Below are 23,756 nucleotides of genomic sequence, written 5' to 3' on the forward strand. Positions count from 1 at the left end.
ACGGGCGGGCGTGATGGGAAACGCCCCCGGCCGAAGGTTATCAGTCGGTGCGGCGTGCGCGCTTGGTCGCGGTTTTCTTCGCGCCGGCGGCCTTGGCGGGCGCACGGCCGGCCTTGCCGGTCTTGGGTGACGCGGAATCGGAATTCTTGGCGGCCGGCGCGGCGGCGCCCGCCTTCGCGGCCCGCGCTTTGGAGGCGGAGCGCCGCGCCTTGCCGGTGGCGAGCTTCGGCGCGCGCCCGGTTATCGGCGTCGCCGGGCCGGACGGGGCGCCGTCCTTCTCCTCCGGATCGATCAGCACACCCATCAGGGTGGTGCGCAGGCTTTCCAGCTTGCCGCGATGATCGACCTTCATGCCGAAGACGTCCTTCACATAGAAGACGTCCACCACCTGCTCGCCATAGGTCGAAATCTTGGCGGTCGAAATCTGCAGACCGAGGCCGGTCAGCGCATAGGCCAGCCGGTGCAGCAATCCCGGCCGGTCGCGGCCGTTCACCTCCACCACCGTGTGGGTATTGGAGGCCTTGTTATCGACGATGACGCGCGGCGGGACGCTCAACACCCGCGCGCGCTTGGCGAAGCCCCGGATGGTGCGGTTCCGCAACTCCTCCACCGGCTTCATCTTGCCGCTGAGCGCGCGATCCACATGGACGGAGAGCTTGGCCAACCGGTCGGGCCGCGAGAAGGCACCACCCTCCGCGTCCTGGATCAGGAAGGTGTCGAGCGCCATGCCGTTGGTGAGCGTCGCGATCTTGGCGTCCACGACGCTGGCCCCGGCCACCGCCATGGCCCCGGTCAGGCGCGAGAAAAGCCCAGGATGATCGACGCAATAGATGGTGAGTTCCGTCACCGCGCGGTCCTCGTCCACCCGCGTCTCCAGCGTCAGTTCCGCGTCGCGGCCGACCGCATCGCGCACGATGCGCGCATGGCGCACCAGCGTGTCGGGGTCGAGGGAGAGGAAATAGCTGTCCGGTCCACGGTCCAGATGGCTTTCGATGTCCGCCTGGGGCCAGCCGGCCTCCTCCAACGCGTCGGCCAGCTTGGCGCGCGCGACACCCGCGCGCTTGCGCCGTCCCTCCTGATAGGAGGAGCCGGTCATCATCTCCTCCACGCGGTAATAGAGCTCGCGCAGCAGCGTCGCCTTCCAATTGTTCCACACACTGGGCCCCACCGCGCGGATGTCGCAGACCGTGAGACACAGCAGCAGGCGCAGCCGTTCCGGCGACTTCACCAGATCGACGAAGTCGCGCACCGTCTTCGGGTCTTCCAGATCGCGCTTGAAGGCCGTCATCGACATGGCGAGATGGTGGAGAACCAACCAGGCGACCGTCTCCGTCTCCGCCGCGTCCAGGCCGAGGCGGGGACAGACGCGCTTGGCCACCTTGGCGCCCAGTTCCGAATGGTCGCCGCCGCGCCCCTTGGCGATATCGTGCAGCAGCAGCGCGACATAAAGCACCCGGCGGGCGCTCAACTGGTGGATCACCTCGCTGGAGAGCGGATGATCCTCCTTGAGGACACCGTTCTCGATCCGGTTCAGGATGCCGATGGCGCGGATCGTATGCTCGTCCGTGGTGTAGACATGGTACATATCGTACTGCATCTGGGCCACGACGCGCCCGAAATCCGGCAGGAACTTCCCGAACAGATCGCACTCGTTCATCAGGCGAAGCGTCGCCTCGGGATCGCGCCGATGCGCCAGGATATCGAGGAAGATCCGGTTCGCCTCTGGATCGTCGCGCAGCTTCGCCACCCGGCGCAGCGACCGCGTCACCTGGGCCAGCGCGTCGGGATGAATCGCCACATCATGTTCGTGCGCGACCAGGAAGAGGCGCAGCATATCGACCGGCCGCTCCGCGAAATGCTGCCGCCCGGTGATGGAGAGCCGGCCACTCTCCAGCGGGAACCCCTCGATCTCGCGCTTGAACAGGTTGGCCGGCAGGCGGAAGAGGCCGCGCCGCTTGTGCTGCGCCTCGAAGGCGGCGAGAAAGATGCGGGTCAGGTCGCCCACTTCCTTGGCGATCAGGAAGTAATGCTTCATGAAGCGCTCGACTCCCGACGCGCCGGCATGGTCGGTATAGAGCATGCGGCGCGCGAGTTCCGGCTGCACATCGAAGGTCAGGCGCTCCTCCGCCCGGCGGGCGAGATAGTGCAGATGGCAGCGCAGGGTCCAGAGGAACTGCTGCGCCTTTCGGAACCGCTCGATCTCGGCCGAGGTCAGCACGCCGAGCGGCGCCAACTCCTCGATCGTTTCCGTCTTGTAGAGGAACTTCGCCGCCCAGAAGAGGGTGTGGAGATCGCGCAAGCCCCCCTTGCCGTCCTTGATGTTCGGCTCCATGACATAGCGCGAATCGCCGAGCCGGGCATGCCGCTCGTCCCGCTCCGTCAGCTTGGCGTCGAGGAAATCCGGGCCGCTCGTCTCCATGAACTGACGGCGGAAGCGGCGCTTCAATTCACCGAAGAAGCCCTTCTCGCCCCAGACATAGCGCGCTTCCAGCAGGGCCGTCGCGATGGTCCAGTCGGACTTCGCCTGACGCAGGCATTCGTCGATCGAGCGCGTGGATTGCCCAACCGTCAGCCCGAGATCCCAGAGCATGTAGAGGATTTCCTCCACCATCTGCTCGATCCGCGCCGAGGGCTTGTAATGGTGAAGGAACAGGATATCGACATCGGAATAGGGCGCGAGTTCCCCCCGCCCATAGCCGCCGACGGCGACGAGGCAGATCTTCTCCGCCTCGGTCGGGTTGGCGGCGGGATAGAGATGCTGGGCGGTCGCGTCATAGAGAACGCGCAGCAGTTGATCGATCAGGAAGCAATTGCCGGCGACGGCGGCGGCGCCGTCCTGGTCCTCGAAGAAGCGCCGCTCGACCTCGCCCCGGCCGGCGCTCAACGCGTCCTTCAGAATGCCGAGCCATGCCGTGCGCCGCGCGTCGGCGGAGGCCGCGCTCTCCACCGCCGCGTCCAGCGCCTGGGTCAGGGCCAAGCGGTTTATGATGCGCCGCCGGTTGGGCAATTGGCCCTGCGCCGCCCCAGAGGACTTCCCCGGGGCCGTGCCAAGGGCGGACCCGGAAGCGGCGGGAGTCGCACGGGTCCGCGCCGCCGGTCGTTCGCTCGTCATCTGATCGCTTTCCGCCATGCCGGGGAATGTAGCGCGCCGTCGAACCTTTTGCGAGGGGGTGGCTGATCGCGAGGACGGCGACGATCAGCCCCCGGACCGAAGGCGCCGCCCCGCCGCGCGGATATCCGCCACCGCGTCTTCCAGCATGGACCAGTCGTCCGCCCCGTCGATGGCGGACCAGATGTCCTCCACCCGCCCGATCGGCATATCCACCGGGCTTTCGGGGGGGCTTTCGGGCGGGCTTCCGGGCCGGGCCGCTTCGGAATCGAGGCGCAGATCCGCCGCGCGCAGGCGCGCCAGGATATCGGGCCAGGCGCCGGTGGCGTAGATGTCGGCTTGCGGGCTGGCCGCCACGCGATCCGCCGGCGCGCCGGCCAGCAGGTCGTGGAACACCTGCTCGAAGGACGGCGTGTCGGCGGCCATGGCGGTCCAGAAATCGCCGGCGAGGCGCACCGCCGCCTCGTCATCGCCCCCCGGCTCGCGCCCTGGGTCGTGGCCGGAGTCGGACATGGCGAGGCCCAGGCGGAACGCCGTCCGCCGGGCGAGCGCCCGGTCGAAGATGCGGGGAAAATCGCGGAAGATCGGCTCCAGCCGTTCCAGATCGGAGAGCGGGACCAGGCATTCCGCCAGCCGCGCCAGGTTCCAATGCAGGCTTTCCGCCTGCCGGCCATAGGCATAGAGGCCGCCATGATCGAAATAGGCGGCCACGCGATTCAGGTCGTACCGCTCAAGAAAGCGCCAGGGGCCGTAATCGAAACTCTCGCCCGTGATCGCGATATTGTCGGTATTGAGCACGCCATGGACGAAGCCGGCGGCATGCCAGGCAGCCCCGGTCTCCGCCACCGCCTCCACCACCCGGCGGTAGAGCCCGGCGATCGGGTCCGCTTCCTCCAACGCCCCGGGCCAATAGGTCTCGATCACGTAATCGGCGAGGCGGCGCAGCCCCGCCGCGTCTTCCAGCGCGATCAGGCGCTGGAAGCTGCCGATGCGGATATGGCCGTGGCTCAACCGGACCAGCACGGCGGAGCGGGTCGGCGAGGGCTCGTCCCCCCGCATCAGATTCTCGCCCGTCTCGATCAGGCTGAAGCTCTTCGAGGTGGGGACGCCGCGCGCCTCCAGCATCTCCGTCGCCAGAATCTCCCGCACCCCGCCCTTCAGCGTCAGGCGCCCGTCCGCCCCGCGCGACCAGGGCGTTTGCCCCGACCCCTTGGTGCCGAGGTCGAGAAGCCGACCCTCCGGCTCCCCCCCTTCGCGCATCTGGGCGAAAAGGAACCCGCGCCCGTCGCCGAGGTCGGGGTTGTAGACCCGGAACTGATGGCCGTGATAGCGCAGGGCCAGTGGCTGCGGAAGATTGTCGGGCAGGGGGGCGAAACGGCCGAAATGATCGATCCATTCCGCCTCGCCCAACCCATCCAGACCGACGGACGCGGCCCAGCGGTCGTTGCGAAACCGCAGGACATGTTTCGGAAAGGCGGCCGCCTCCACGGGATCGTAGAAGCTTTCGCCGAGATCGAGGTGCCGGGGGTCGGGCCGGTATCGCGCGGTGACAGGCATGGCGCGGACCCTATCCGGCGGCCCGCCATGCAACAAGCCTCGGCACTGGGCCTCAGGCGGTGCGGGGAAGACCACCGTCCATCGCCACGCCCTCGACCCGTTTCACGAGACGCAGGGCGACGGCGGGCGCGAGACGAGGGCGCGCGGCGATCAGGGCCAGGACCGCGTGCCGGCGCCGATCGGCCGGCCCGCGTCCGAGACGCGCCGCCCGCCATAGCGCCCGGCGAGCGATCGTGGGGAGATCGACCTCCGGCTCGGAACCGGCGACACCCGATGCGGGGCCGAAATCGAAACGGATGGGATGGATTGCCGACATATGGATCGTTCTCCCTGCAACACCGCCCCCCGGTTCCCTGGCGCGCTTCCTACCCCCGTTCCATGACGGGATGATGTCACGGCGATGTCCATTCGCCGGCCGTTATCGTAAAGACCCGTGACGCCAACCGCCCCTTGCCGCGCGCCCGCGCAGGCAGTAGATCGGGGCACCATGGCGACGCCGGTCCTGACCCTTTCCGATATTCACCTCAGCCTCGGCGGCGCGCCGTTGCTCGACGGGGCGGAGCTGTCCGTCGGCCCGGGCGACCGGCTGTGCCTCGTGGGACGCAACGGCTCGGGCAAGTCGACGCTGCTCAAGATCGCCGCGGGCGCGATCGAGGCCGACCGCGGCGAGCGTTTCGTCCAGCCGGGCAAGACCGTGCGCTATCTGGCGCAGGAACCGGATTTGAGCGGGCACGAGAGCCTGATCGACTTCGTCGCCGAGGGGCTGGACCCGACCGACGGGCCGCACCGCGCGCGGCGCCTGCTGGAGAAACTGGGCCTCGACCCGGAGGCCGATCCCGCGCCGCTTTCCGGCGGGGAGACGCGGCGCGCGGCACTGGCCCGTGCCTTGGCGCCGCGCCCGGATATCCTGTTGCTGGACGAGCCGACGAACCATCTCGACCTCCCGACCATCGAATGGCTGGAAGGGGAGTTGAAGCGGCTGGACGGCGCGCTGGTGGTGGTCAGCCACGACCGGCGCTTCCTGGATGGATTGGCGCGCGCCGTCGTCTGGCTCGACCGGGGGCGGGCGCGCCGGATGGAGGGCGGCTTCGCCGGGTTCGAGGATTGGCGCGAGCTCATCATCGCCGAGGAGGAGGAGGAGCGCCGCCGCCTCGCCAAGAAGATCGAGCGCGAGACGGAATGGCTGCACAAGGGCGTCACCGCCCGGCGCAAGCGCAATATGGGCCGGCTGCGCAATCTCCAGGCGCTGCGCGCGCAACGGCGCGAGGCCATCGGGCCGAGCGGAACCGTCACCCTGACGGTCGGCGAGACGCAAAGCTCCGGCAAGCGGGTGATCGAGGCGGAGGGCCTCGCCAAGCGCTATGACGGCCGCGCGGTGGTCGCGGATTTCTCGATCCGCATCCTGCGCGGCGACCGGATCGGCATCGTCGGGCCGAACGGGGCGGGGAAGACGACGCTGCTCAACATGCTGACCGGCGCGCTCGCCCCCGATTCGGGCCGGGTGACCCATGGCAGCAAGCTGTCCATCGCGACGCTCGACCAGATGCGGGCCAGCCTGAAACCCACAGTAACGCTTCAGGAAGCGCTCGCCGGGGAGGGGGAATGGGTCGAGATCGGCGGCGAGCGCAAGCATGTTCGCAGCTACATGCAGGATTTCCTGTTCCAGCCGAACCAGGCCGGCACGCCGATCGGCAAGCTGTCGGGCGGGGAGCGCGGGCGCCTGATGCTGGCCCGCGCGCTGGCCCAGCCCGCGAACCTGCTGGTGCTGGACGAGCCGACGAACGATCTGGATCTGGAGACGCTCGACCTCCTGCAGGAGATGATCGCCGACCATCCGGGCACCGTGCTGCTGGTCAGTCACGACCGCGATTTCCTCGACCGGACGGTGACGGCGACCGTCAACGCGGAAGGCGAGGGGCATTGGCGGGTCTATGCCGGCGGTTTCGCCGACATGCGCGCGCAGGGCGGCATCCTGCTGACACGCGAAGGCGCGGCGGAGACGCCCAAACCGGCCGCGAAACCGAAAGCCGCCAATGGCGGCGCGGCGGAGAAACCGAAGGCGAAGACGAAGCAAGCGCGCCTCAGCTTCACCGAGCGGCATCGGCTGGAGGCCCTGCCGGGCGAGATCGAGGCGCTGGAGGCCAAGATCGCCCCGTTGCGCGAGACCATCGCCGATCCCAACCTCTATGCCCGCGATCCACGGGCCTTCGCCAAGGCGAGCGAGGCATTGGCCAAGGCCGAGGAGGCACTGGCCGCCGCCGAGGAGGAATGGCTGCGCCTGGAGGATCTGCGCGAGGCGGAGGAAGCCGGCACCTGATGCGCGACGGCGGCTCAGGCGCCCCGCCGACGGCGCAGGAAGGCGTCGACCAAATCGCGCGCCGCCACCGTCGCCGGGCGCTCGCGCGCCATCACCTGACGTTCGATATCGGGCAGGTCGCGGCCCAGTTCCGGGTCCTCGCGCAGCGCCTGGATCAGGCCGGCGGCCAGTTCCTCGCGCAGCCAGCTTCGCGCCTGTTCCGCGCGGCGGCGGTCGAAGGTGCCGCTTTCCACCGCCTGTTCCCGGAACCGCTCCATCAGCGACCAGGCCTCCGGAATGCCCGCGCCGGTGGCGGCGGAGCAGGTCTTGACCGGCACCCGCCAGCCATCCCCCGGCCCGTGCGACAGGAGATTGAGCGCGCCATGATATTCGGCGGCCGAGCGGCGGGCCGCGCGCTCCAACTCACCATCCGCCTTGTTCACCAGGATCATGTCGGCGAGTTCGACGATCCCTTTCTTCAGCCCCTGAAGCTCGTCCCCGCCGCCGGGCAGCAGCATCAGGACGAACAGGTCCGTCATGTCGGCGACCGCCGTCTCGCTCTGCCCGACGCCGACGGTCTCCACCAGGATGACGTCGAAGCCCGCCGCCTCGCACAGCAGCAGCGTCTCGCGCGTGCGCCGCGCCACGCCGCCCAGCGTCTCGCCCGCGGGCGAAGGGCGGATGAAGGCGCGGGGGTTGCGGGCCAGTTCCTCCATCCGTGTCTTGTCGCCCAGGATCGAACCGCCGGAACGCTTGGAGGACGGATCGACCGCCAGCACGGCGAGATTGTGCGCGGCCTCCGTCACATGGCGGCCGAACGCCTCGATGAAGGTGGATTTCCCCACGCCCGGCACGCCGGAAAGCCCGACGCGCAGGGACCGCCCGGTCTCCGGCATCACCTTTTCCAACAGCGTCTCCGCCACCGCCCGATGGTCGGCGCGCGTGCTTTCCACCAGCGTGATCGCGCGGGCCAGCGTGCGGCGGTCGCCCGCCAGCAGGCGGTCGGCGAGGGCATCGGCGGTGGGAAGCGGGCGGGGCACGGGCGGGGATGATCCGGACTGTCTGACGGAAGGCGGGACGATAAAGCGGCGGGCGGCGATCCTCAGCGGGGTTTATCGACCCCCAACATGCGTTCCGCCACGACGCGCAGGCGCGCGCGGGTCTCGGCATCGAGATCCGCGAAGGCCGATTGCTTCAGCTTATGCACCGCGAGCGCGCTTCGGATCAACCGCTCGCGATCCGCGTCGCTGGTGGCGGTGGACGCCGAGGTCACGGATCGGGGCGCTGTCGATGACGAAGACGGGGCCGGGCCGACATCCTCCAGCATCTCGCGTTCGGCCGCCGCGATCGCCGCGCGCACGGTCTCGGCCGGGTCCTCGTCGGCCTCCGCCACCGTTTTGGGGGCAGCGGCGGGCGCGGCCCCGCGACGGCCCCCCTTATCGGGTGCGCCCGCTTTGGGGGCATCCGTCTTGGGCGCCACGCGGCCCGGGCGCCGGTCGGCCTTGGCCGCCTGCTCCGCCTCCCATTTCCGGCGGGCATCCTTTTCCATCAGAGCGAAACGCAGCAGCTTCCCGATCATGCGATCCAGTCTATAGCGCTTTCGTACCGCTTTCCATCACAGCAACTTCGCCATCAACCATTCATCCACGGGCCCGTGGCCGGGCAGATCGACGGAACGGCGCTTGATTCCCTCATGATCATAGCCGAGCCCCTCATAGAGCCGGCGCGCCCGCATGTTCGGCGCGAAGACGCTGAGTTCCAGGCGCCGGTGCCCGGCCGCGCGCGCCGCCGCCTCGATCCGCCGCATCAGGGCCCGGGCGAGGCCACGTCCCCAATGGGCCCGCAACACCCCGACCCCGACGGTCGCGACCGCGCGGGTCCGGCGCAGGCGGCCGGGGATCATCACCGCCTCCGCCACCGGCACCTCGTCCGCATCGCGGCCGTCCCCATCCGCCGGGGCACGATACCAACCGTTCACCATCAAGGCGCCGTCGGTTCGCGCGAAGGTACGGATAACCCCCGCCATTTCCGCCGCGTCACGGGCGCGCTCCGCCGGTTCGCGCAGGAAGAATTCCGTCTCCCCCAGAAGTTGCGCGCCGAACCGCCGCAGCGCCTCCGCCTCCGCCGGATCGGCCGGGCGGATGACATAGCCGTCGGGCAGGCTGTCGTCCGCCGTCCCGACGCCGGAGGTCACGGCCGGTCCTCCTGCTCGAAGGCACTGGAAAGCACCACGCTCACCTCGGTCGGCGCGATCAGCCGGAAGCGCTCCGCCAGCGCGTCGAGCGCCGCGAGGTCGCGTACCGCCGCCTTCATCATCACCGAGGCGGTGCCCGCGACGCGATGATATTCCAGGATATCGGGCGAAGCGCGCGCGGCGGAGAGCGCGGCGGCCGCCCGGTCCCCCGGACAGGTCAGCGTCAGATAGGCCGTCACCGGCCGGCCGAGGGCCGCGCGATCCACCTGCGCGCGGTAGCCGCGCAGCACGCCCATACGCTCCAGCCGCCGCACCCGTTCCGCCGCCGCCGGCGTGGAGAGCCCGACATTCCGGCCAAGCGCCCGGAAGCTTTGCCGCGCATCCTCCCGCAAGGCACGCGCTATCATATGATCCATTTCATCGAGAATACATTCCATTCGTAATGTATATCATAATTTTTTCTTACATTTGAATTTTCTTTCGAATAGTCGACCGGGGCGTGATCCAATGCGATTTTCCGCCCGGAGGAAGTTATCGTGGCGCGTGCCCCCTTCGGGCAGTATCGTGCCCGAGAGATTGATCCGTGGGGGCGGGCGGAAACAAGGGAAACACCCGGGTCTTTGGGGGCCAGGGCGGTTTTCTGTTGTCCAATGGAGGCGGACGCGGCGGCGATGGCCGACGGGGAGCAGCAATCTGGCGTGAGCGCCTTGCCGGAAACCTTCCAGCAACGCGGCATCGCGGCGCCCTTCACCACGCGCGTGCTGAGTTTCGCGCGGTATCGGCGTGCGCATGGCGCGGCCGATGTCCTGGTGCCTGGTCTCGGCGGCGGGACGGCCGTTTATGTCATTCCCTTCAAGGCGCTGCCGTCGGTCTTCTCGATGACGGTCTATGATCGCGCGGTGCATGAGCAACTGACCGCGATTCATGTCGTCACCCCGCTTACCATGCGCAAGGTGGCCTTGCAGGTGGCGGAGACCGGCCTGGGCGGTCCCCGCCCGATGCGTCGCGCCCGGCAATGGCGCGATGAACAGGAGGCCCTGCGCAACAAGATCCTGTTCGAACTCATCAAATCGGCCGTCGCGCAACTCGGCGGCAAGGACGCGGCCGCGCATGCGATGGACGAGCGCACCATGATGACCCCGGAAGGATTGAGCGCGGCGCGCAACGCCCTCAAGGGCTTCGCCAGTCAAGCACAGGTCAGCGCCGGGGAAATTATTCAGCGACTGGAGATCTGGGCCGATCTGACCGTCGTCATCGGCCCACCGAGCGGCGCGCCGATGAAGGGTCCGCTTACCGCCATGATCGAGCAGATCGAGGCGCTGGCCGAGGCGCTGGCCCAATGGCTGGGGCCCGAACCGCCGGATACCGCCGAAATGGCCCAACGCACCGCCATGGCCGCCCGGATGGTGGCGAAGGAGGCCCGTGCCGTGCTCGACCGGCTCGTCGGCAGCGCGAACGCCATGAGCGAGCCGTTGCAGGGTTGGGACAAGGCGCGGGTTCAGATCAATCGACGGGTGGAGCGGATCAGCTATCTGCTCGACGGGTGGCAGCGTATCCTGGATATGTGGGACGCCGCCCAGCGCGCCGACCGCCACCAGCAGCGCGACGTCCTGGAAACCTTCGCCCAGCATATCCCGATCCTGCCGGTCGAGGCGGTGGGCGCCGATACGGGCTGGATCGAATTGCGCCGCAGCCAGGCGCGCTGGGTCAAGACCAGCCGCAACCGGCTCGATTCCGAGATCGACGACACCGTGCGCGAGAAGCTCGGCAATTTCCGCACGGAGGCGGTATGAGCGTCGACGCCGCCGCGCAGTTGACCCAGTTCGTAAGGGATTTGCCCGAAGCCTCGCTCAAGAAGCTCGCGGCGACGATCGAACTCGACCGGGGCGAGAACCGCTACGGCCTGCCGCATGACGCGATCATGCGAATCCTGCGCCCCCGCCTGGCGGAGATCCGCGCGCCGCGCATCTTCACCCCGCAGCGTATCCTATGCGTGCCCTTCGAGGACATGCTGGTCATCAAGGACGAGGGATACAAGGAGACGGGCCACATCCTGCGCGCCTCGATCATGCCGATGTGGAGCCTGCTGACCGAGGAACTGATTCCCGAGGATTGGCCGGCGCTGGCGGAGGAATTCGCGGAATCCCAGAAGGCGGACCAGGAGGACCGGCGCGACGCATCCGCATCCGCGATCTGGCATTCGGCCGCCGAGGCACTCGGCGCGTGGGTCGCGGAACAGGAGGCCGATCCGGAGGTCCTGCGCCGGGCGATCAAGAAGCTGGGCGGTACCCGCGTGATCGAGGACATCAAGGAGATGGCCTATACCCTGGAGATCGCCGACACGCTCGAGGCGGCCAAGGCGGGGCTCCCGCGCAAGCCGATCCTGAACCTGAGTCAGGAGCAAGTCGTGATCCTGAAGCGGTATTACGATCAGGTGGTCGAGCAGAATCCGGGCCGCGAGCTTTATTTCATGTTGGCGATCATGGGCCGGCTGCTGCAACCCTTCCCGATCCTGAAGCTGGTGCGCGCCATCACGCGCAAACTCGACGACACGCTCGCCAGCCGGTCCGATCTGGCGACCGTCGGCAATAAGGTGATCCGCGCGCTGGAGGAGGACGCGGAGAAGGTCGCCCGGGTCGCCGAGGAGACCGACAGCACCGAGGAAGAACTGATGAGCCGTACCCGGCGCTTCGCCGCCGCCTTCAAGGGGATAACGACGGATATCGGCATTCGCCGGGATGGGGATTGGGGCAAGCGGATGTATGCCTGCCGCACCATGGTCTCCGAGGCGGTGGAACATATGATCCTGTCCGATGCCACCCAGGTCGTCCTGTCCGTGCTGCCGAAGAGCGGCACCCGCGCGACCGCCGATTTCAGCAAGGAACCGGACGAGAACCGCTTCGAACGCTCCGAGCGCCGCGCGCGCGCCATCGGCGAGGCGATGGGCATCGCGGAGGAGATCGGCCTGCAATCGGCCTGTGCCAGCACCGTCAACGAATTGCGCAAGGACCTCAATAACTACGCCGCGCGCATTATCGCCCGCCTGCCGAAGACGGAGGACCATGAACGCGGCAACGCGCGCGCGCACCTGGCCTGCGCGGTGCGGCTGATCGAACTGATCACCAATTCGGACGAGGCGGATTTGCTGCGTCGGCGCGGCAATGCCGCCCTCGACAAGAAGACGATGAGCTGAGGCGCCCCGCCGCGCCGCGCGCCCTCAATCCAAATCGGCCGCCAGGGAAGCCCGCGTCGCCTCCTGCACCTTGACCATATGGCCATATTGCGGGTGGCTGAAGCCGATCACCAGATCCTGGTCCGGTGTCTTGAGCGCTGCGGCCTGCGCGTCGGTGAAGGGGAAATGGATGAATTGCACGCTGGAGGCCTTGCCGTCGGCGGTCGTACGGTCGACATCCTCCTCCGGCTTGCCGACGATCTCGTGATCGCCGAAACGCAGGAACATCGTCTCCTCGATCCCGCCCAGCTTGGCCAGGAAGGCATGACGGCGGACAGGGTCGTCGATCTCGAACATCACGGTGACGACCAGTTCGCGGCCGTTCGGCACCATGCCGGCATAGGCACGCAACTCATCCTCGATCTGCTCCTCGCCGCCCCGCTCGATATAGAGCATCTCGTTGATCTGATGCACCATCGTCTCGAAGCATTCGAAATAGCAGGTGGCGACGGGGCCGACCTCGACACGGCGGGGCCGCTTGATGGCGAGCAGTTGCGCGCGCTTCTCCTTGCGAACCGGCGCATAGGCGTCGGGCAGGGTCAGGTCCCCGCGGTCCAGGCTGCGCTTGGCGGATCGCTGCGGTTGGGTGACTTCCATGACGTCGTCTCTTTCCTACTCGGTCGCCGTCCGATCGGACTCAAGGGCCATAGGGGCCTTGGTCGGGCTAAAGGCCATAGGTCTTTGCCAGATCAAAGGCCATAGGCCTTGGTCGGATCAAAGGCCATAGGCTTTGGTCGGATCAAAGGCCATAGGCTTTGGTCGGGTCAAAGGCCATAGGCCTTGGCGAAGATCGTGATCGGATGGGGCGAGGTTTCCGGCAGGGCGGCTTTCTCCGCCTCGTCCTTGGCGGAAGCCTCCATCCCCTGCGCGATGTGCAGCCCCGCCAGCGGGCATTCGGAGGCGACATATTTCGCCTTGCCGTTCGCCTTGGCCTGACGGAAGACGGGGCGGCCGACCTTCATCCCGACCTCGAAATTCTCCTTCATCACGCCCCAGCTTCCGCCATGGCCGGAGCAACGCTCGACCACGGTCAAATCGATCTCGGGGATCAGGCGCATCATCTCGCTCGCCTTCTGGCCCATGTTCTGGGCGCGGGCGTGGCAGGCGATATGGATGGCGACCGGCCCGTCGAGGGGCTTCAGCCCCTCGGCCAACCCCTCCGACTTGGCGAGAGCGACGATATATTCGCTGGCATCGCGCGTCGCGGCGGAGAGCTTCCTGATCTTATCGTCGTCCGGCACGACCAGCGGCCATTCGAATTTCAGCATCAGCGCGCAGGAGGGGACCAGCGCGATCACCTCGTAGCCGTCATCGACATACTTCTCCATGAAGGCGGCGACGCGCTTCGCCTTCTCGGCCACATCCTGGACGGCGCCCTGTTCCATCTGGGGCATGCCGCAGCATTCGGGATAGACCACCTCGGCCGCGATGCCGTTCTTGGCCAGCACGCCGAGCAGCGCCTCCCCGACCTCCGGCGTGTTGTAGTTGCCATAGCAGGTGGCATAGACCACCGCCTTGCGCTTGCCCGCGGCCGGGGCGGACTCGTTCACCACCGGCGGGTTCGCCTTGGCTCGCGCGACCAGTGTCTTGCCGGTATAGGGCGGCAGGACGGCGTCGCGATGGACGTCGGCGATCTTCTCCATCATCGGCCGGGTCACGGCGTTGCCGCGCCGCGTCGCCCAATTGGCGATGCCGGAAAGGGCGCCGGTGGCGAGCTTACCGTTGCGGTCGGTATCGGTGAGCTGCTTCTCCGCGAAACCGCTGCCCTTCTTGGCATGCTCCACCGCGCGATAGCGCAGCATCAGATGCGGGAAGTCCAGGTTGAACTCGTGCGGCGGCACGTAGGGGCACTTCACCATGAAGCACATGTCGCAGAGCGTGCAGGCATCCACGACCGGCTTGAAATCCTTGCTGTCGACGGTATCCAGCTCGCCCGACTCGCTCTCGTCGATCAGATCGAAGAGGCGCGGGAAGCTGTCGCACAGATTGAAGCAGCGGCGGCATCCGTGACAGATGTCGAAGACGCGCCGCAATTCCTCGTCGAGCTTCGCCTCGTCGAAAAATTCGGGGTTCCGCCAGTCGATCGGGTGGCGCACCGGCGCCTCGAGACTGCCTTCGCTCATGGAACGACATCCTTCATGGCTGACCGGCCGTCGCCGGCATTCTCGCACGGACCGGTCAGGGCCAATTCAATCGGATCGCCGCGACCGGGTCGGATCGCTTCCAACCCGGCGTAAAGACACCGAGGAGCATCGGCGTCTCCCGCCATCCCGCTTCGCGACATGCCCGTTCCCGGGTGGTCGTCGCGCGGGGCGGTGGCGCACCCCTTCGCGCCGGCCCCATTGGAAGGCGGGCAGGCATGGGGGCGGTCGGGACTCTCGACTATGGGCCCTGGCCGGACGGTTGGCCGATGGGGCGGCGACGCGCGGTGAACGGGCCGGCCGGAATCAACCGGGCCTCGTCCGCCGCGCGGGAAGCCGGCCGCGCCGATCGGCGCGGTCGCGCCTTAGCCGTCCAGGCTGTCGAGAGCCTTTTGGAAACGGCCGGCGTGGCTCTTCTCGGCCTTCGCCAGCGTCTCGAACCAGTCGGCGATCTCGTCGAAGCCTTCGTCACGGGCCGTACGGGCCATGCCCGGATACATGTCCGTGTACTCATGGGTCTCGCCCGCGATCGCCGCCTTCAGATTGGCGCCGGTCTCGCCGATCGGCTCGCCCGTGGCGGGGTCGCCGACCTCTTCCAGGAACTCCAGGTGGCCATGCGCGTGGCCCGTCTCGCCTTCCGCGGTCGAGCGGAACACGGCGGCGACGTCGTTATAGCCCTCGACGTCCGCCTTCTGGGCGAAATAGAGGTAGCGGCGGTTCGCCTGGCTCTCGCCGGAGAAGGCGTCCTTCAGATTCTGCTCGGTCTTGCTGCCCTTCAGCGACATTGGGGTCTCTCCATCCGTTCTGTGACACGGCTTCCTTGGCGAAGCCCGATGGTATTTCGTGGTACGCGGCGGCTCGACCGCCACGAACGGGTGTCCGAATTCGGCCCTGCGGCGCGAACAGCACGACCGGCCCGGAACAAGGGAACTATGCCCCGGGCCGCTATCGCTGTCAATTGTTTATAAAGGTTCTAAACAAAGCCAGAAGGCTTTGCAATCGCGAGCGAAAATCGTTCGCAACTAGCTCTTGGAAGAGCTTGTCAGCGCTTCGCGTCGCCGAGACGGATGATCACGTCCACTTGCGAGATTTCGGTCCCTTCGGGCGGGCTCGGCAGGCCGCGCAGATCGAATTCCTCGCCGGGAATATCGACGAGATGCGCGCGCTCCTCATGGAAGAAATGATGGTGCGGACGCGTATTGGTATCAAAATAGGACCGGCCCGGCTCGACCACGACCTCGCGCAGCAGTCCGGCCTCCTTGAACTGATGCAGGGTGTTGTAGACGGTCGCCAGCGAAACCTTCACCCCCGCCTCGCGCGCGCCGGCATGCAACTGCTCGGCCGTCACATGGTGGTCGCCCTTGTCGAACAGCAGTTTCGCCAGCGACAGACGCTGACGGGTCGGCCGCAGCCCCACCGTCTTTAGGCGGGCCAGGGCGTCGGCATAGGGCTTCTCGGTGCTCGCGGTCATATAGATCGCCTGCTTTCTTGCCTGTACCGCGCGGGGCCGTCGGCGTCTTCTGCGCTTCCGGGGCAATCCCGCCGCATCGCCGGGACGATCCGTCACGGTCTTCTTCCATCATCCCAATCGCCTATATAGCCACGCCAATGCAAAAATTAAAGGGTCTTTTCAGTCCGATAGCCCATACTTTAGAAACGGTTGAAGCAACGAAGCCATCCCGGAAGCCCGAAACGGCATGATTGCGCGATCGGCTATTTAGATTAAGTTCCGGCTGCTAACCGCAAGATATTGTGGCATAGTTCGTCCCTCACACTCGTTTCCCGCGACCGGCAGAAAGCCCGTCACCAATGACCGCGAAGAGATCTTCTCCGAAAGCTGCCTCGAAACCGGCTTCCCGCCGGAACGGCGCCGGCAAGGCACGTTCGGCCGGGGACCATCCCCCGGGCCGGCGCCCTCGGGGCCGGGGCGGCATCGGCAATGGTGGTGGAGGCGGGAGGCCGGCCGGCACGCGGCGTTGGCATTGGATGCGCGCGGCCGTCGCGGCCTCGATCTGGCTCGTCCTGTTCGCCGTCGGCGCCCTCGTCTGGTTCGGTTGGGACTTGCCCGACCCGGAGAAGCTGGCCGCCCGGACCGAGCGGACGCCGATCGTGACCGTGGAGGCCGCCGACGGCACGCCGCTGCTGCGCCAGGGCCAGATCTATGGCGAGGCGCTGACGCTCGCCGAGGTCTCGCCGCATCTGCCCAAGGCCCTGCTGGCGACCGAGGATCGGCGCTTCTACGACCATCCGGGGATCGATCCGATCGGGCTGGCGCGCGCGCTTTGGGCCAACATCACGGCCGGCGGCATCCGCCAGGGCGGCAGCACGATCACCCAGCAGCTCGCCAAGAACCTGTTCCTGTCTCGCGAACGCACGATCCGGCGCAAGGTACAGGAAGTCATGCTCGCCTTCTGGTTGGAACATGTCTTCACCAAGCGGCAGATTCTGGAAACCTACCTGAATCGCGTCTATCTCGGCGCCGGAACCTATGGCGTGGACGCCGCGGCACGGCGTTATTTCGGGATCGACGCGCGGAACCTGACGCTTTGGCAATCGGCGGTAATCGCCGGTCTGCCGAAGGCGCCTTCCGCCCTCAACCCCTTCGTCGCGCCCGAACGCGCGGCCGCGCGGGGCCGGGAGGTGTTGGAGAACATGGTCCAGGCCGGCTGGCTCGCCCCGGCGGAGGCCGAGGCCGCCGCGCGGCCCAGCGTGGAAACGCGGCGCACCGACGACGCCGGCCGGAACAGCCGCTGGTTCTCCGAATGGGCCATGGACCGCGCCGGCGACCTGCTGGGGGGGATCGACCGGGATATCCGGGTCATCACCACGCTGGAGCCCGCCGCCCAGCGCGCGGCCGAAGCAGCCGCGGCGGAGATCGGCCCCGCGGCGCGGGCCAAGGGGGCGGGCCAGATGGCGCTCGTCGCGCTGCGGCCCGACGGGTCGGTGGCCGCGCTGCTCGGCGGGTACGACCGGCGGGAAAGCGCCTTCAACCGCGCCGTCCAGGCCCGGCGCCAACCGGGATCGACCTTCAAGCTCTTCGTCTATCTGGCCGGTTTCGCACAAGGGTTGTCGCCGGACGACATGATCGACGACCGCGCCATCACGGTCGAGGGCTGGACCCCACGCAATGCGGGGCAGGGTCATCGCGGGCCGGTGACGGTGCGCGAGGGCGTGGCGCGCTCCATCAACACCGTCGCGGTGGCTGTCGCCGAACGCGCCGGGCGCGAACGGGTGATCGAGATGGCGCGGCGCCTCGGTATCACCGCCGACCTGGCGCCGGAACCGGCGCTGGCGCTCGGCGCCTACGAGGTCAGCCCGCTCGAACTGACGGCGGCCTATGCCGCGCTGTCCAACGGCGGACGCGCGGTCACCCCCTTCGCCATCAGTCGTATCGTCAGCGACGACGGATCGGTGCTCTACGAACGGCCCGTTACCTGGCCGCCACAGGTGGTGCCGCCGCGCGCTCTCGCCGGCATGAAGGACGTGCTGCGCGCCAGCATGGCCTGGGGCACGTCGAAACGCGCGGCCCTGCCCGGCCGGGAGGCGGTCGGCAAGACCGGCACGACGCAGGATTACAGGGATGCCTGGTTCATGGGCGCGACGCGTCAACTGACCGCCGGCATCTGGATGGGCAATGACGACAATGCGCCGATGGACGACCTGTTCGGCGGGCTTTATCCGGCGATGTTGTGGAAAGCCTTCATGACCCGCGCCTTGGACGGCGTTCCGGCGCAGCCCCTTCCCAGCCCGCCGGTACCGGCGAACGAGGAACAAGGGCCGATCGGAAAGCTGCTGCTTTCCGCCCGGCAGGCCCTGGAGGAGGTCGATGAGGAGAACGGACCGAAGGACCCCTCCGGGAACAACACCACGCGCCCGGCAGCCGCGCCCACGACGTCCCTTCCCAGGACCGAGAACGGGAACTGACCCGCCCCCGGCGGGCACCATGCCGAAGGGTGCCACGCCAAAGGGTGCCCCAGGAGCGGAGCAGGGGGCGAAGCGGAGGACGACGCAACACGGGCGCCCGGACCGAAACCGCGACCGATGACCTCGGTTAATGCCGCAGTTCCGGTCGGGTGAAGAGAGAGAATAGCGCCGTCGTCGTCCGCACACCGAGCTTCCGAAGCAGATTGGCCCTGTGGCTTTCGACCGTGCGATAGCTGATATCGAGTTCGATCGCGATCGTCTTGGCGCCCTGGCCGCGCAGCGTATGCCGCAGAATCTCCTCCTCCCGCGCCGTCAGGGAGCGCATCTTATGATAGAGCGCCACCCATTCCGGACAATCGTCGAGCTTCAGGAAGGAAAGATGGATTCCGCTGTCGTCGCTGGTCGCGACGGGCGTCACCAGATGCTCGCTGGACAGGATGCCGCCATCCCGTCTCTTGACCCAGCCACAGGAGGAGAACGGCTCTCCCACCTCGCCGAAGGTCTGGCCACTCTGACCGAAACGCAGGAAGCGCCCATAATCCGTATGTAGGATCGCCGCATCCTGGCCCACGAGTTCGGATTCACGATAACCCAGTGCACGGCAGGCAGCCATGTTGGCCCCCAAAACCGTTCGGTCCGGAAACCGAATGATCAGCACCGGCTGACGAAAGGCGCGAATGGTTTCACGCCATGTATCTGTGTCGAACGCCGGCGAGGCATTCGCCTCGGCGACGATCGGTCGCTCCATATTCACAAGCACACCTGCCCCCATGAAAGAATTGTGGTCCCAACCGGACACGGACAATTTTCTCAATCCTTTTATGGATAAGGGGTTTCTCGTTAACAAATTGTCAAGAAAGTGCTGCGTAATGATACGTATCGAAAGGAACGGAACCGATTCAACGTAGAGTCGCTCTCGCCATCCGGACATCCGAAGTTGTTAAAAACACTATTATAATTAAATTTTACTTAAATGTTTTATGAAACAAACATATTAACAAATCGTCAAGATTGCGTTACGTACAGAAACGTATTTCGACACCTGGATCGGTTCGCTAAAAAATTGGGCGCGAGGTTTGAGCCGGCGCGACGATCTCGTAAAATGCGACGCGTAGGAGGCCCGGACTCGTGACTCAGTGTCGTGAAGCCCCGAACCTGGACGACTTGCTGACGAGTCTGGCCGATGCGCCGGAACGTAAGCGGATCGCCATGGGCGAGGTGGTCTGTCTCGGCCTGGAAGCGGTTCGCCGGCGCATCGGCGAGGCCAACTGGGCACATACCGAGAATCTCGTCGCGCAATTGGTTCGTAAGGCGATTCAGAGGGTCTGCGCGCCCGCCGACACCTATCTGCGCTGCAGCGACGGCTCCTTCGTGATCGTCTTCGCCAGTTGCAACGAGACGATCGCCAAGGCGCGCTCGGTCAAGATCGCGGAAATCGTCAATCAGGCGCTTTTCGGCATGGAGCATATGGATGGCGTGACGATCCATAGCGCGGTGGAAACGGCGGACGGATACAGCGTCGATCAAGGGCGCAGCGCCGCCGAGGTCCTGACGGAGATGACCGAACGCGCGGCGCGTCGGGAATTGATGCCGGAACGCGTCACCGCGCCGGAACTCGAGAAGGCCGAGACGGTCACCAAGCGCACGGTGAAGGCCGGGAACGAGGAAGCGCCCGCGCCGGAGACGATCGCCGGCTCCGGCAAGAAGGCCGATATCGACCCCGATCCGATACCGCATTGCCGGGACCAGTTGATCGCCGCCATGCATGGCTTCGACAGCGCGCCCATCACCTTCAAGTTCATCCCCATCTGGCGCGTCGGGAAGCCGGATGCGACCTATTTCCACTGCATGCCGATGCGCGACGGCACCCTGGGCGCGCCCCCGGCCAAATCCTATGATGTGCTCGGTCAGAACCCGCCCCGCCGTCGCATCATCGAACTCGATCTGGCTGCGATGGAGCACAGCTTGTTGGCGCTGGCAGGGGGCGTGCGCAAGCAGCCGCGCATGCGTCTATCGATCAATCTTCATTTCGAGACCTTGGCCTCCGCCCCGGGGCGGGAGGGCCTGATGTCCCTTTTGAACGAAACACCGAAGGCCCTGCGCGACCGGCTGTCCTGCCGCATCAGCGATATCCCGCCCGGCGCGCCCGAAGGACGTCTGGCGGAATTGACCGCGCAACTCGCTCCCCGGATCGAGACCCTGACCTCCATCGTCGAATATGTCGAGCCGATGCAGGTGCAGGCGCGCCAATTGCGCCGGCTTCGCGCCGCGCGCATCCGGGTCGCCTTCCTGCGTGACCCGGGCGAGGTAAGCAACGACCCGCTCGCCTATGGTGGACGGTTCACGCGGCTATGCGCGGATATCGGAATCATGCCCGGCATTTCGCGCGTCGAGCGCATGAACCGAGCGCTGCAATGGAGCTATGCCGGCTTCGCCCTGATGACCGGTTCGGTGCTCGGCGGTCCCTATGACGTACCGCCGCCGAACCTGCCGATCAATGTCGGAACCTTCGAGGCGGCCGGCGGCCGAAAGCGGCCCGTTTGGCAGGGCCGCGCATAGTTGCCGAACCGAAACGACCGGCTTTTCTCATCGAAACGATCGGGGCGGAGCGCATCCGCCTGAGGCCCGTGTCGGCGCTACCGCGCCCCGGCGTCCATCAGGGTCTGCTCCAGCCCGGGCGCCCGGCTCGTGCGGGCATAGTCGAGCACGTCGCGTCCGGTATAGTCGCGAATGCCGAGATCGGGCTCCGCTTCCAGCAGACGCTCCACCAGATCACGATAGCCGTCGCGTGTCGCGGTCATCACCGGGGTCAGTCCCTGGCGGTTCGTCAGGTTCGGGTTCGCCCCGTTCTTGAGCAGAATGTCGAGCACGACCCAATCGCCCGTCTCGACCGCCCAATGCAGCGGGCTGTTGCCGATCTCATCCTGCCAATTCGGGCTGGAGCCCCGCTGGATCAGCGTCTCGATCATCTCCACATCGCCGTTCCGCGCGGCGATGATGACCGGGTTCTGGCCATCCGTATCCGTCATGTTGGGATTCTCGCCCCGCAACAGCTCGCCGCGCGCGGCTTCGAGGTCTCCCGCCTCCACGGCCTGGATCAACGGTGGGGCGGCGCCCAGGACGGTTTGCGCCCCGGCCGTCGCCGGCAGCAGCGTCGCGATCGCCAGCAAGCCGGCAAGAAGAAGCGGATAGGAACGCTCGCGCATGGATATCCTCGAACAGGGCTTGAGGCCGGCGGCCGACCTCCCGCCGATCTTGGTCTACCATTCAATTCATAACGTCTCGGCGGCGTTCTTCCAACCGCTTCGCGAGCCAGTCCAGCGCCGCCGCCACCGTTTCGACCCGGGGGCCGGGCACGGGCGGCGTGGGCCGATCCACCATCAGGACCGGAATCCCCACCGCGCGCGCCGCCTCCAGCTTCGCCACCGTCGCCGCGCCGCCACTGTTCTTCGTGACCAGCAGGTCGATACGGTACTGGGCGAGGAGCGCGCGTTCGGCCTCCAGGTCGAACGGCCCGCGCGCCAGGATATGGCGCAGATCCGCCCGCTCCGGCGGCAGGCCGGCCGCGTCGATCGCCCGCAGATAGATCTGAGCACCCTCGATCGCGGCGAAACGCGTGGCTTCCTGCGCGCCGACGGTGACGAGCGCGCGGCGGCCGTGGTCCGGCAAGCATTCCGCCGCGGCCTCGACCGACTTGAGCGAATGCCAGCGATCCCCGATCCCGGGGCGCCAGGGCGCGCGCTCCAGCCGCAAGCGCGGAATCCCGCTCTCCGCCGCCGCCTCGGCCGCGTGGTGAGGCATGTGGCGCGCGAAGGGGTGGGTCGCGTCGACCAGCAGATCGACCGCCTCCGCCCGCAGATAGCCGGCGAGGCCCGCCGGCCCGCCGAAACCGCCGATCCGCACCCGCCCCGGCAGGGCGGCGGGTGCCTGCGTCCGCCCGGCGAGCGAGGTGATCGGATCGATCGCCGGGCCGTGCCGGGCCAAGGCCGTCTCCACGAAGGACCGTGCCTCGCCCGTGCCGCCGAGGATCACTATCCGAAGCACGCCTCCGGGTCCGCTCATGACGGCGCCCCCCCGTCGGCGACGGCCAGAATCGCCCCGGCACGATCGACGATCATCACCTCCGGCGCCACGGCCGCGCCCGCCAGGGTGGCGAGCGCCACGTCCCGCGCCTGCGCCGCGACGGCCTCGGCCAGCGGCAAGCCGGCGTCCCGGGCATGGCCGAGCGCCTCGGCCGCCGTGTTCGACGCGGCGATCCGCTCCGCCAGATCCGCCGCCGCGCCGAGCCGCGCGGCCCGCCGGGCAAGACGCGCCAGATCGACCTGACTGCGCGCGCTGTGCAGGTCCAGATTCCCCTGGGAAAGCTTCACCATCTTGGCGAAACCGCCCGCGACGGTGACGTGCGGGACCGGATGGCGGCGCAGATATTTCAGCATTCCCCCGGCGAAATCGCCCATGTCGATCAACGCCTCCAGCGGCAGGTCGTAGTGTCGTTGCACCGCGTCCTCCGACGTGCTGCCGGTCGAGCCCGCGATATGCGCGAAGCCGTTGGCGCGCGCGACGTCGATGCCGCGATGGATCGAATGAATCCAGGCGCTGCAGGAAAAGGGATGCACGATTCCCGTGGTTCCCAGCACCGAGAGCCCCCCGACGATGCCGAGGCGCGGATTCCAGGTCTTGGCGGCCAGCGCCTCACCGCCCGGGATCGACAGGCGGACCTCCAGGTCGAGCGGCACCTCGAACCCCTCCGCCACCTCCGCCAGATTGTCGCGGATGATCTCTCTCGGCTTGGGATTGATCGCGGGCTCGCCCACCGGCACGGGCAGGCCGGGGCGGGTGACGGTGCCCACCCCCTCGCCCGCGACGAAGCGCAGCCCCGCCCCGGGGGCCAGCGCGCGGACCATCGCCCGGATCGTCGCGCCGTGCGTGATGTCCGGATCGTCGCCCGCATCCTTGATCACGGCCGCCGTCGCGACGCCCCCTTCCAGATGCGTCTCGGCGAGCGGGAAATCCGGCAACTCCCCCTTGGGCAAACGAATGCGCACCGGGTCGGGGAACCCCCCGCCCAGCAGCGCCGTGAAGGCCGCCTTCGCCGCCGCGGCGGCGCAGGCGCCGGTGGTCCAGCCCTTCGCCAGGGGCTTGTCCGCCGTGGGGGATCGGGAAGCAGTCAAGACGTTCGATCCGTGCTGATAAGGGGACGCGCCGGGTGGCCGCGCGGGCCGATGCTACACCCCGCGACCGGCCGCCACCATGGTGCGAATGGTATTGCATGCCACCCGTCCACCCGGTTTGTCCTGCCCGGC

General features: G+C 67.5%; 20 protein-coding genes. 5 read left to right on the forward strand and 15 right to left on the reverse strand.

The window, feature by feature from the left end; all coding sequences use genetic code 11:
* Positions 1 to 40 precede the first annotated feature (40 nt).
* The 3 genes from KAJ83_RS13715 to KAJ83_RS13725 form a co-directional block, all read right to left on the reverse strand.
* On the reverse strand, positions 41 to 3,112 hold the full coding sequence (locus KAJ83_RS13715; protein WP_210682649.1) for a [protein-PII] uridylyltransferase: 3,072 nt from the start codon (positions 3,110 to 3,112) through the stop codon (positions 41 to 43).
* An 84-nt stretch (positions 3,113 to 3,196) separates the two neighbouring features.
* The gene (locus tag KAJ83_RS13720; protein ID WP_210682650.1) at positions 3,197 to 4,666 is read right to left on the reverse strand and encodes a protein adenylyltransferase SelO family protein; all 1,470 of its coding nucleotides are present in this window, start codon (positions 4,664 to 4,666) and stop codon (positions 3,197 to 3,199) included.
* A gap of 52 nt (positions 4,667 to 4,718) precedes the next feature.
* On the reverse strand, positions 4,719 to 4,982 hold the full coding sequence (locus tag KAJ83_RS13725) for a hypothetical protein (RefSeq protein WP_210682651.1): 264 nt from the start codon (positions 4,980 to 4,982) through the stop codon (positions 4,719 to 4,721).
* 171 nt (positions 4,983 to 5,153) lie between these two features.
* Here KAJ83_RS13725 and KAJ83_RS13730 point away from each other — a divergent pair, with 171 nt between their 5' ends.
* Positions 5,154 to 6,983, forward strand: a complete 1,830-nt coding sequence (locus KAJ83_RS13730; RefSeq protein ID WP_210682652.1) for an ABC-F family ATP-binding cassette domain-containing protein — start codon at positions 5,154 to 5,156, stop codon at positions 6,981 to 6,983.
* A 14-nt stretch (positions 6,984 to 6,997) separates the two neighbouring features.
* Here KAJ83_RS13730 and meaB read toward each other — a convergent pair whose 3' ends face one another.
* The 4 genes from meaB to KAJ83_RS13750 form a co-directional block, all read right to left on the reverse strand.
* Positions 6,998 to 8,002: a methylmalonyl Co-A mutase-associated GTPase MeaB gene (gene meaB / locus KAJ83_RS13735; RefSeq protein ID WP_210682653.1), complete on the reverse strand. Its 1,005-nt coding sequence runs from the start codon at positions 8,000 to 8,002 to the stop codon at positions 6,998 to 7,000.
* Positions 8,003 to 8,064: 62 nt separating this feature from the next.
* The gene (locus tag KAJ83_RS13740) at positions 8,065 to 8,541 is read right to left on the reverse strand and encodes a hypothetical protein (RefSeq protein ID WP_210682654.1); all 477 of its coding nucleotides are present in this window, start codon (positions 8,539 to 8,541) and stop codon (positions 8,065 to 8,067) included.
* A gap of 36 nt (positions 8,542 to 8,577) precedes the next feature.
* Positions 8,578 to 9,156 carry a GNAT family N-acetyltransferase gene (locus KAJ83_RS19670; protein WP_210682655.1) on the reverse strand — a complete coding sequence of 193 codons (579 nt, stop codon included), beginning with the start codon at positions 9,154 to 9,156 and terminating at the stop codon, positions 8,578 to 8,580.
* Complete coding sequence (locus KAJ83_RS13750) at positions 9,153 to 9,572, reverse strand: Lrp/AsnC family transcriptional regulator (RefSeq protein ID WP_210682656.1); 420 nt, start codon at positions 9,570 to 9,572, stop codon at positions 9,153 to 9,155. Before KAJ83_RS13750 ends, KAJ83_RS19670 begins: the two co-directional genes overlap by 4 nt.
* A 255-nt stretch (positions 9,573 to 9,827) precedes the next feature.
* Here KAJ83_RS13750 and KAJ83_RS13755 point away from each other — a divergent pair, with 255 nt between their 5' ends.
* Both KAJ83_RS13755 and KAJ83_RS13760 read left to right on the forward strand, forming a co-directional pair.
* Positions 9,828 to 10,949 carry a hypothetical protein gene (locus KAJ83_RS13755; protein WP_210682657.1) on the forward strand — a complete coding sequence of 374 codons (1,122 nt, stop codon included), beginning with the start codon at positions 9,828 to 9,830 and terminating at the stop codon, positions 10,947 to 10,949.
* On the forward strand, positions 10,946 to 12,349 hold the full coding sequence (locus tag KAJ83_RS13760) for a hypothetical protein (protein ID WP_210682658.1): 1,404 nt from the start codon (positions 10,946 to 10,948) through the stop codon (positions 12,347 to 12,349). The genes KAJ83_RS13755 and KAJ83_RS13760 overlap by 4 nt, the downstream gene beginning before the upstream one ends.
* 24 nt (positions 12,350 to 12,373) lie before the next feature.
* Here the strand turns inward: KAJ83_RS13760 and KAJ83_RS13765 are convergent, their stop codons facing one another.
* From KAJ83_RS13765 to irrA, 4 genes are all read right to left on the reverse strand, one after another.
* Complete coding sequence (locus tag KAJ83_RS13765; protein ID WP_210682659.1) at positions 12,374 to 12,985, reverse strand: DUF3501 family protein; 612 nt, start codon at positions 12,983 to 12,985, stop codon at positions 12,374 to 12,376.
* A 167-nt stretch (positions 12,986 to 13,152) separates the two neighbouring features.
* A complete protein-coding gene (locus tag KAJ83_RS13770; RefSeq protein WP_210682660.1) occupies positions 13,153 to 14,511 on the reverse strand; it encodes a heterodisulfide reductase-related iron-sulfur binding cluster in 1,359 nt (452 codons plus the stop codon).
* 383 nt (positions 14,512 to 14,894) lie between these two features.
* Positions 14,895 to 15,314, reverse strand: a complete 420-nt coding sequence (locus KAJ83_RS13775) for a rubrerythrin family protein (protein ID WP_210682661.1) — start codon at positions 15,312 to 15,314, stop codon at positions 14,895 to 14,897.
* Positions 15,315 to 15,571: 257 nt separating this feature from the next.
* On the reverse strand, positions 15,572 to 16,000 hold the full coding sequence (gene irrA, locus KAJ83_RS13780) for an iron response transcriptional regulator IrrA (RefSeq protein WP_210682662.1): 429 nt from the start codon (positions 15,998 to 16,000) through the stop codon (positions 15,572 to 15,574).
* Between the two features lie 515 nt (positions 16,001 to 16,515).
* On the opposite strand from irrA, the gene KAJ83_RS13785 reads away from it, so the two are divergent.
* Positions 16,516 to 18,453, forward strand: coding sequence for a transglycosylase domain-containing protein (locus KAJ83_RS13785; protein WP_210682663.1), 1,938 nt, complete (start codon positions 16,516 to 16,518; stop codon positions 18,451 to 18,453).
* 127 nt (positions 18,454 to 18,580) lie between these two features.
* On the opposite strand, the gene KAJ83_RS13790 is transcribed toward KAJ83_RS13785, so the two are convergent.
* Positions 18,581 to 19,066: a helix-turn-helix domain-containing protein gene (locus KAJ83_RS13790; RefSeq protein WP_210682664.1), complete on the reverse strand. Its 486-nt coding sequence runs from the start codon at positions 19,064 to 19,066 to the stop codon at positions 18,581 to 18,583.
* A 515-nt stretch (positions 19,067 to 19,581) separates the two neighbouring features.
* On the opposite strand from KAJ83_RS13790, the gene KAJ83_RS13795 reads away from it, so the two are divergent.
* On the forward strand, positions 19,582 to 21,012 hold the full coding sequence (locus KAJ83_RS13795) for a hypothetical protein (RefSeq protein WP_210682665.1): 1,431 nt from the start codon (positions 19,582 to 19,584) through the stop codon (positions 21,010 to 21,012).
* A gap of 77 nt (positions 21,013 to 21,089) precedes the next feature.
* Here the strand turns inward: KAJ83_RS13795 and KAJ83_RS13800 are convergent, their stop codons facing one another.
* From KAJ83_RS13800 to KAJ83_RS13810, 3 genes are all read right to left on the reverse strand, one after another.
* Entirely contained in the window at positions 21,090 to 21,659 is a 570-nt protein-coding gene (locus KAJ83_RS13800; RefSeq protein WP_210682666.1) for an ankyrin repeat domain-containing protein, read from the reverse strand.
* Between the two features lie 61 nt (positions 21,660 to 21,720).
* A complete protein-coding gene (locus KAJ83_RS13805; protein ID WP_210682667.1) occupies positions 21,721 to 22,515 on the reverse strand; it encodes a cobalt-precorrin-6A reductase in 795 nt (264 codons plus the stop codon).
* Positions 22,512 to 23,624, reverse strand: coding sequence for a cobalt-precorrin-5B (C(1))-methyltransferase (locus KAJ83_RS13810; RefSeq protein ID WP_210682668.1), 1,113 nt, complete (start codon positions 23,622 to 23,624; stop codon positions 22,512 to 22,514). Before KAJ83_RS13810 ends, KAJ83_RS13805 begins: the two co-directional genes overlap by 4 nt.
* Positions 23,625 to 23,756: the final 132 nt, after the last annotated feature.

This window comes from Marivibrio halodurans, assembly GCF_017963645.1.
Classification (GTDB): Bacteria; Pseudomonadota; Alphaproteobacteria; order UBA8366; family Aestuariispiraceae; genus Marivibrio; species Marivibrio halodurans.

Excerpts from the sequence above, each read along its gene's own strand:
- KAJ83_RS13715 (WP_210682649.1), bottom strand. The coding sequence starts at position 3,112 with ATGACGAGCGAACGACCGGCGGCGCGGACCCGTGCGACTCCCGCCGCT.
- KAJ83_RS13720 (WP_210682650.1), bottom strand. The coding sequence starts at position 4,666 with ATGCCTGTCACCGCGCGATACCGGCCCGACCCCCGGCACCTCGATCTC.
- KAJ83_RS13725 (WP_210682651.1), bottom strand. The coding sequence starts at position 4,982 with ATGTCGGCAATCCATCCCATCCGTTTCGATTTCGGCCCCGCATCGGGT.
- KAJ83_RS13730 (WP_210682652.1), top strand. The coding sequence starts at position 5,154 with ATGGCGACGCCGGTCCTGACCCTTTCCGATATTCACCTCAGCCTCGGC.
- KAJ83_RS13740 (WP_210682654.1), bottom strand. The coding sequence starts at position 8,541 with ATGATCGGGAAGCTGCTGCGTTTCGCTCTGATGGAAAAGGATGCCCGC.
- KAJ83_RS13750 (WP_210682656.1), bottom strand. The coding sequence starts at position 9,572 with ATGGATCATATGATAGCGCGTGCCTTGCGGGAGGATGCGCGGCAAAGC.
- KAJ83_RS13755 (WP_210682657.1), top strand. The coding sequence starts at position 9,828 with ATGGCCGACGGGGAGCAGCAATCTGGCGTGAGCGCCTTGCCGGAAACC.
- KAJ83_RS13760 (WP_210682658.1), top strand. The coding sequence starts at position 10,946 with ATGAGCGTCGACGCCGCCGCGCAGTTGACCCAGTTCGTAAGGGATTTG.
- KAJ83_RS13765 (WP_210682659.1), bottom strand. The coding sequence starts at position 12,985 with ATGGAAGTCACCCAACCGCAGCGATCCGCCAAGCGCAGCCTGGACCGC.
- KAJ83_RS13770 (WP_210682660.1), bottom strand. The coding sequence starts at position 14,511 with ATGAGCGAAGGCAGTCTCGAGGCGCCGGTGCGCCACCCGATCGACTGG.
- KAJ83_RS13775 (WP_210682661.1), bottom strand. The coding sequence starts at position 15,314 with ATGTCGCTGAAGGGCAGCAAGACCGAGCAGAATCTGAAGGACGCCTTC.
- irrA (WP_210682662.1), bottom strand. The coding sequence starts at position 16,000 with ATGACCGCGAGCACCGAGAAGCCCTATGCCGACGCCCTGGCCCGCCTA.
- KAJ83_RS13785 (WP_210682663.1), top strand. The coding sequence starts at position 16,516 with ATGCGCGCGGCCGTCGCGGCCTCGATCTGGCTCGTCCTGTTCGCCGTC.
- KAJ83_RS13790 (WP_210682664.1), bottom strand. The coding sequence starts at position 19,066 with ATGGCTGCCTGCCGTGCACTGGGTTATCGTGAATCCGAACTCGTGGGC.
- KAJ83_RS13800 (WP_210682666.1), bottom strand. The coding sequence starts at position 21,659 with ATGCGCGAGCGTTCCTATCCGCTTCTTCTTGCCGGCTTGCTGGCGATC.
- KAJ83_RS13805 (WP_210682667.1), bottom strand. The coding sequence starts at position 22,515 with ATGAGCGGACCCGGAGGCGTGCTTCGGATAGTGATCCTCGGCGGCACG.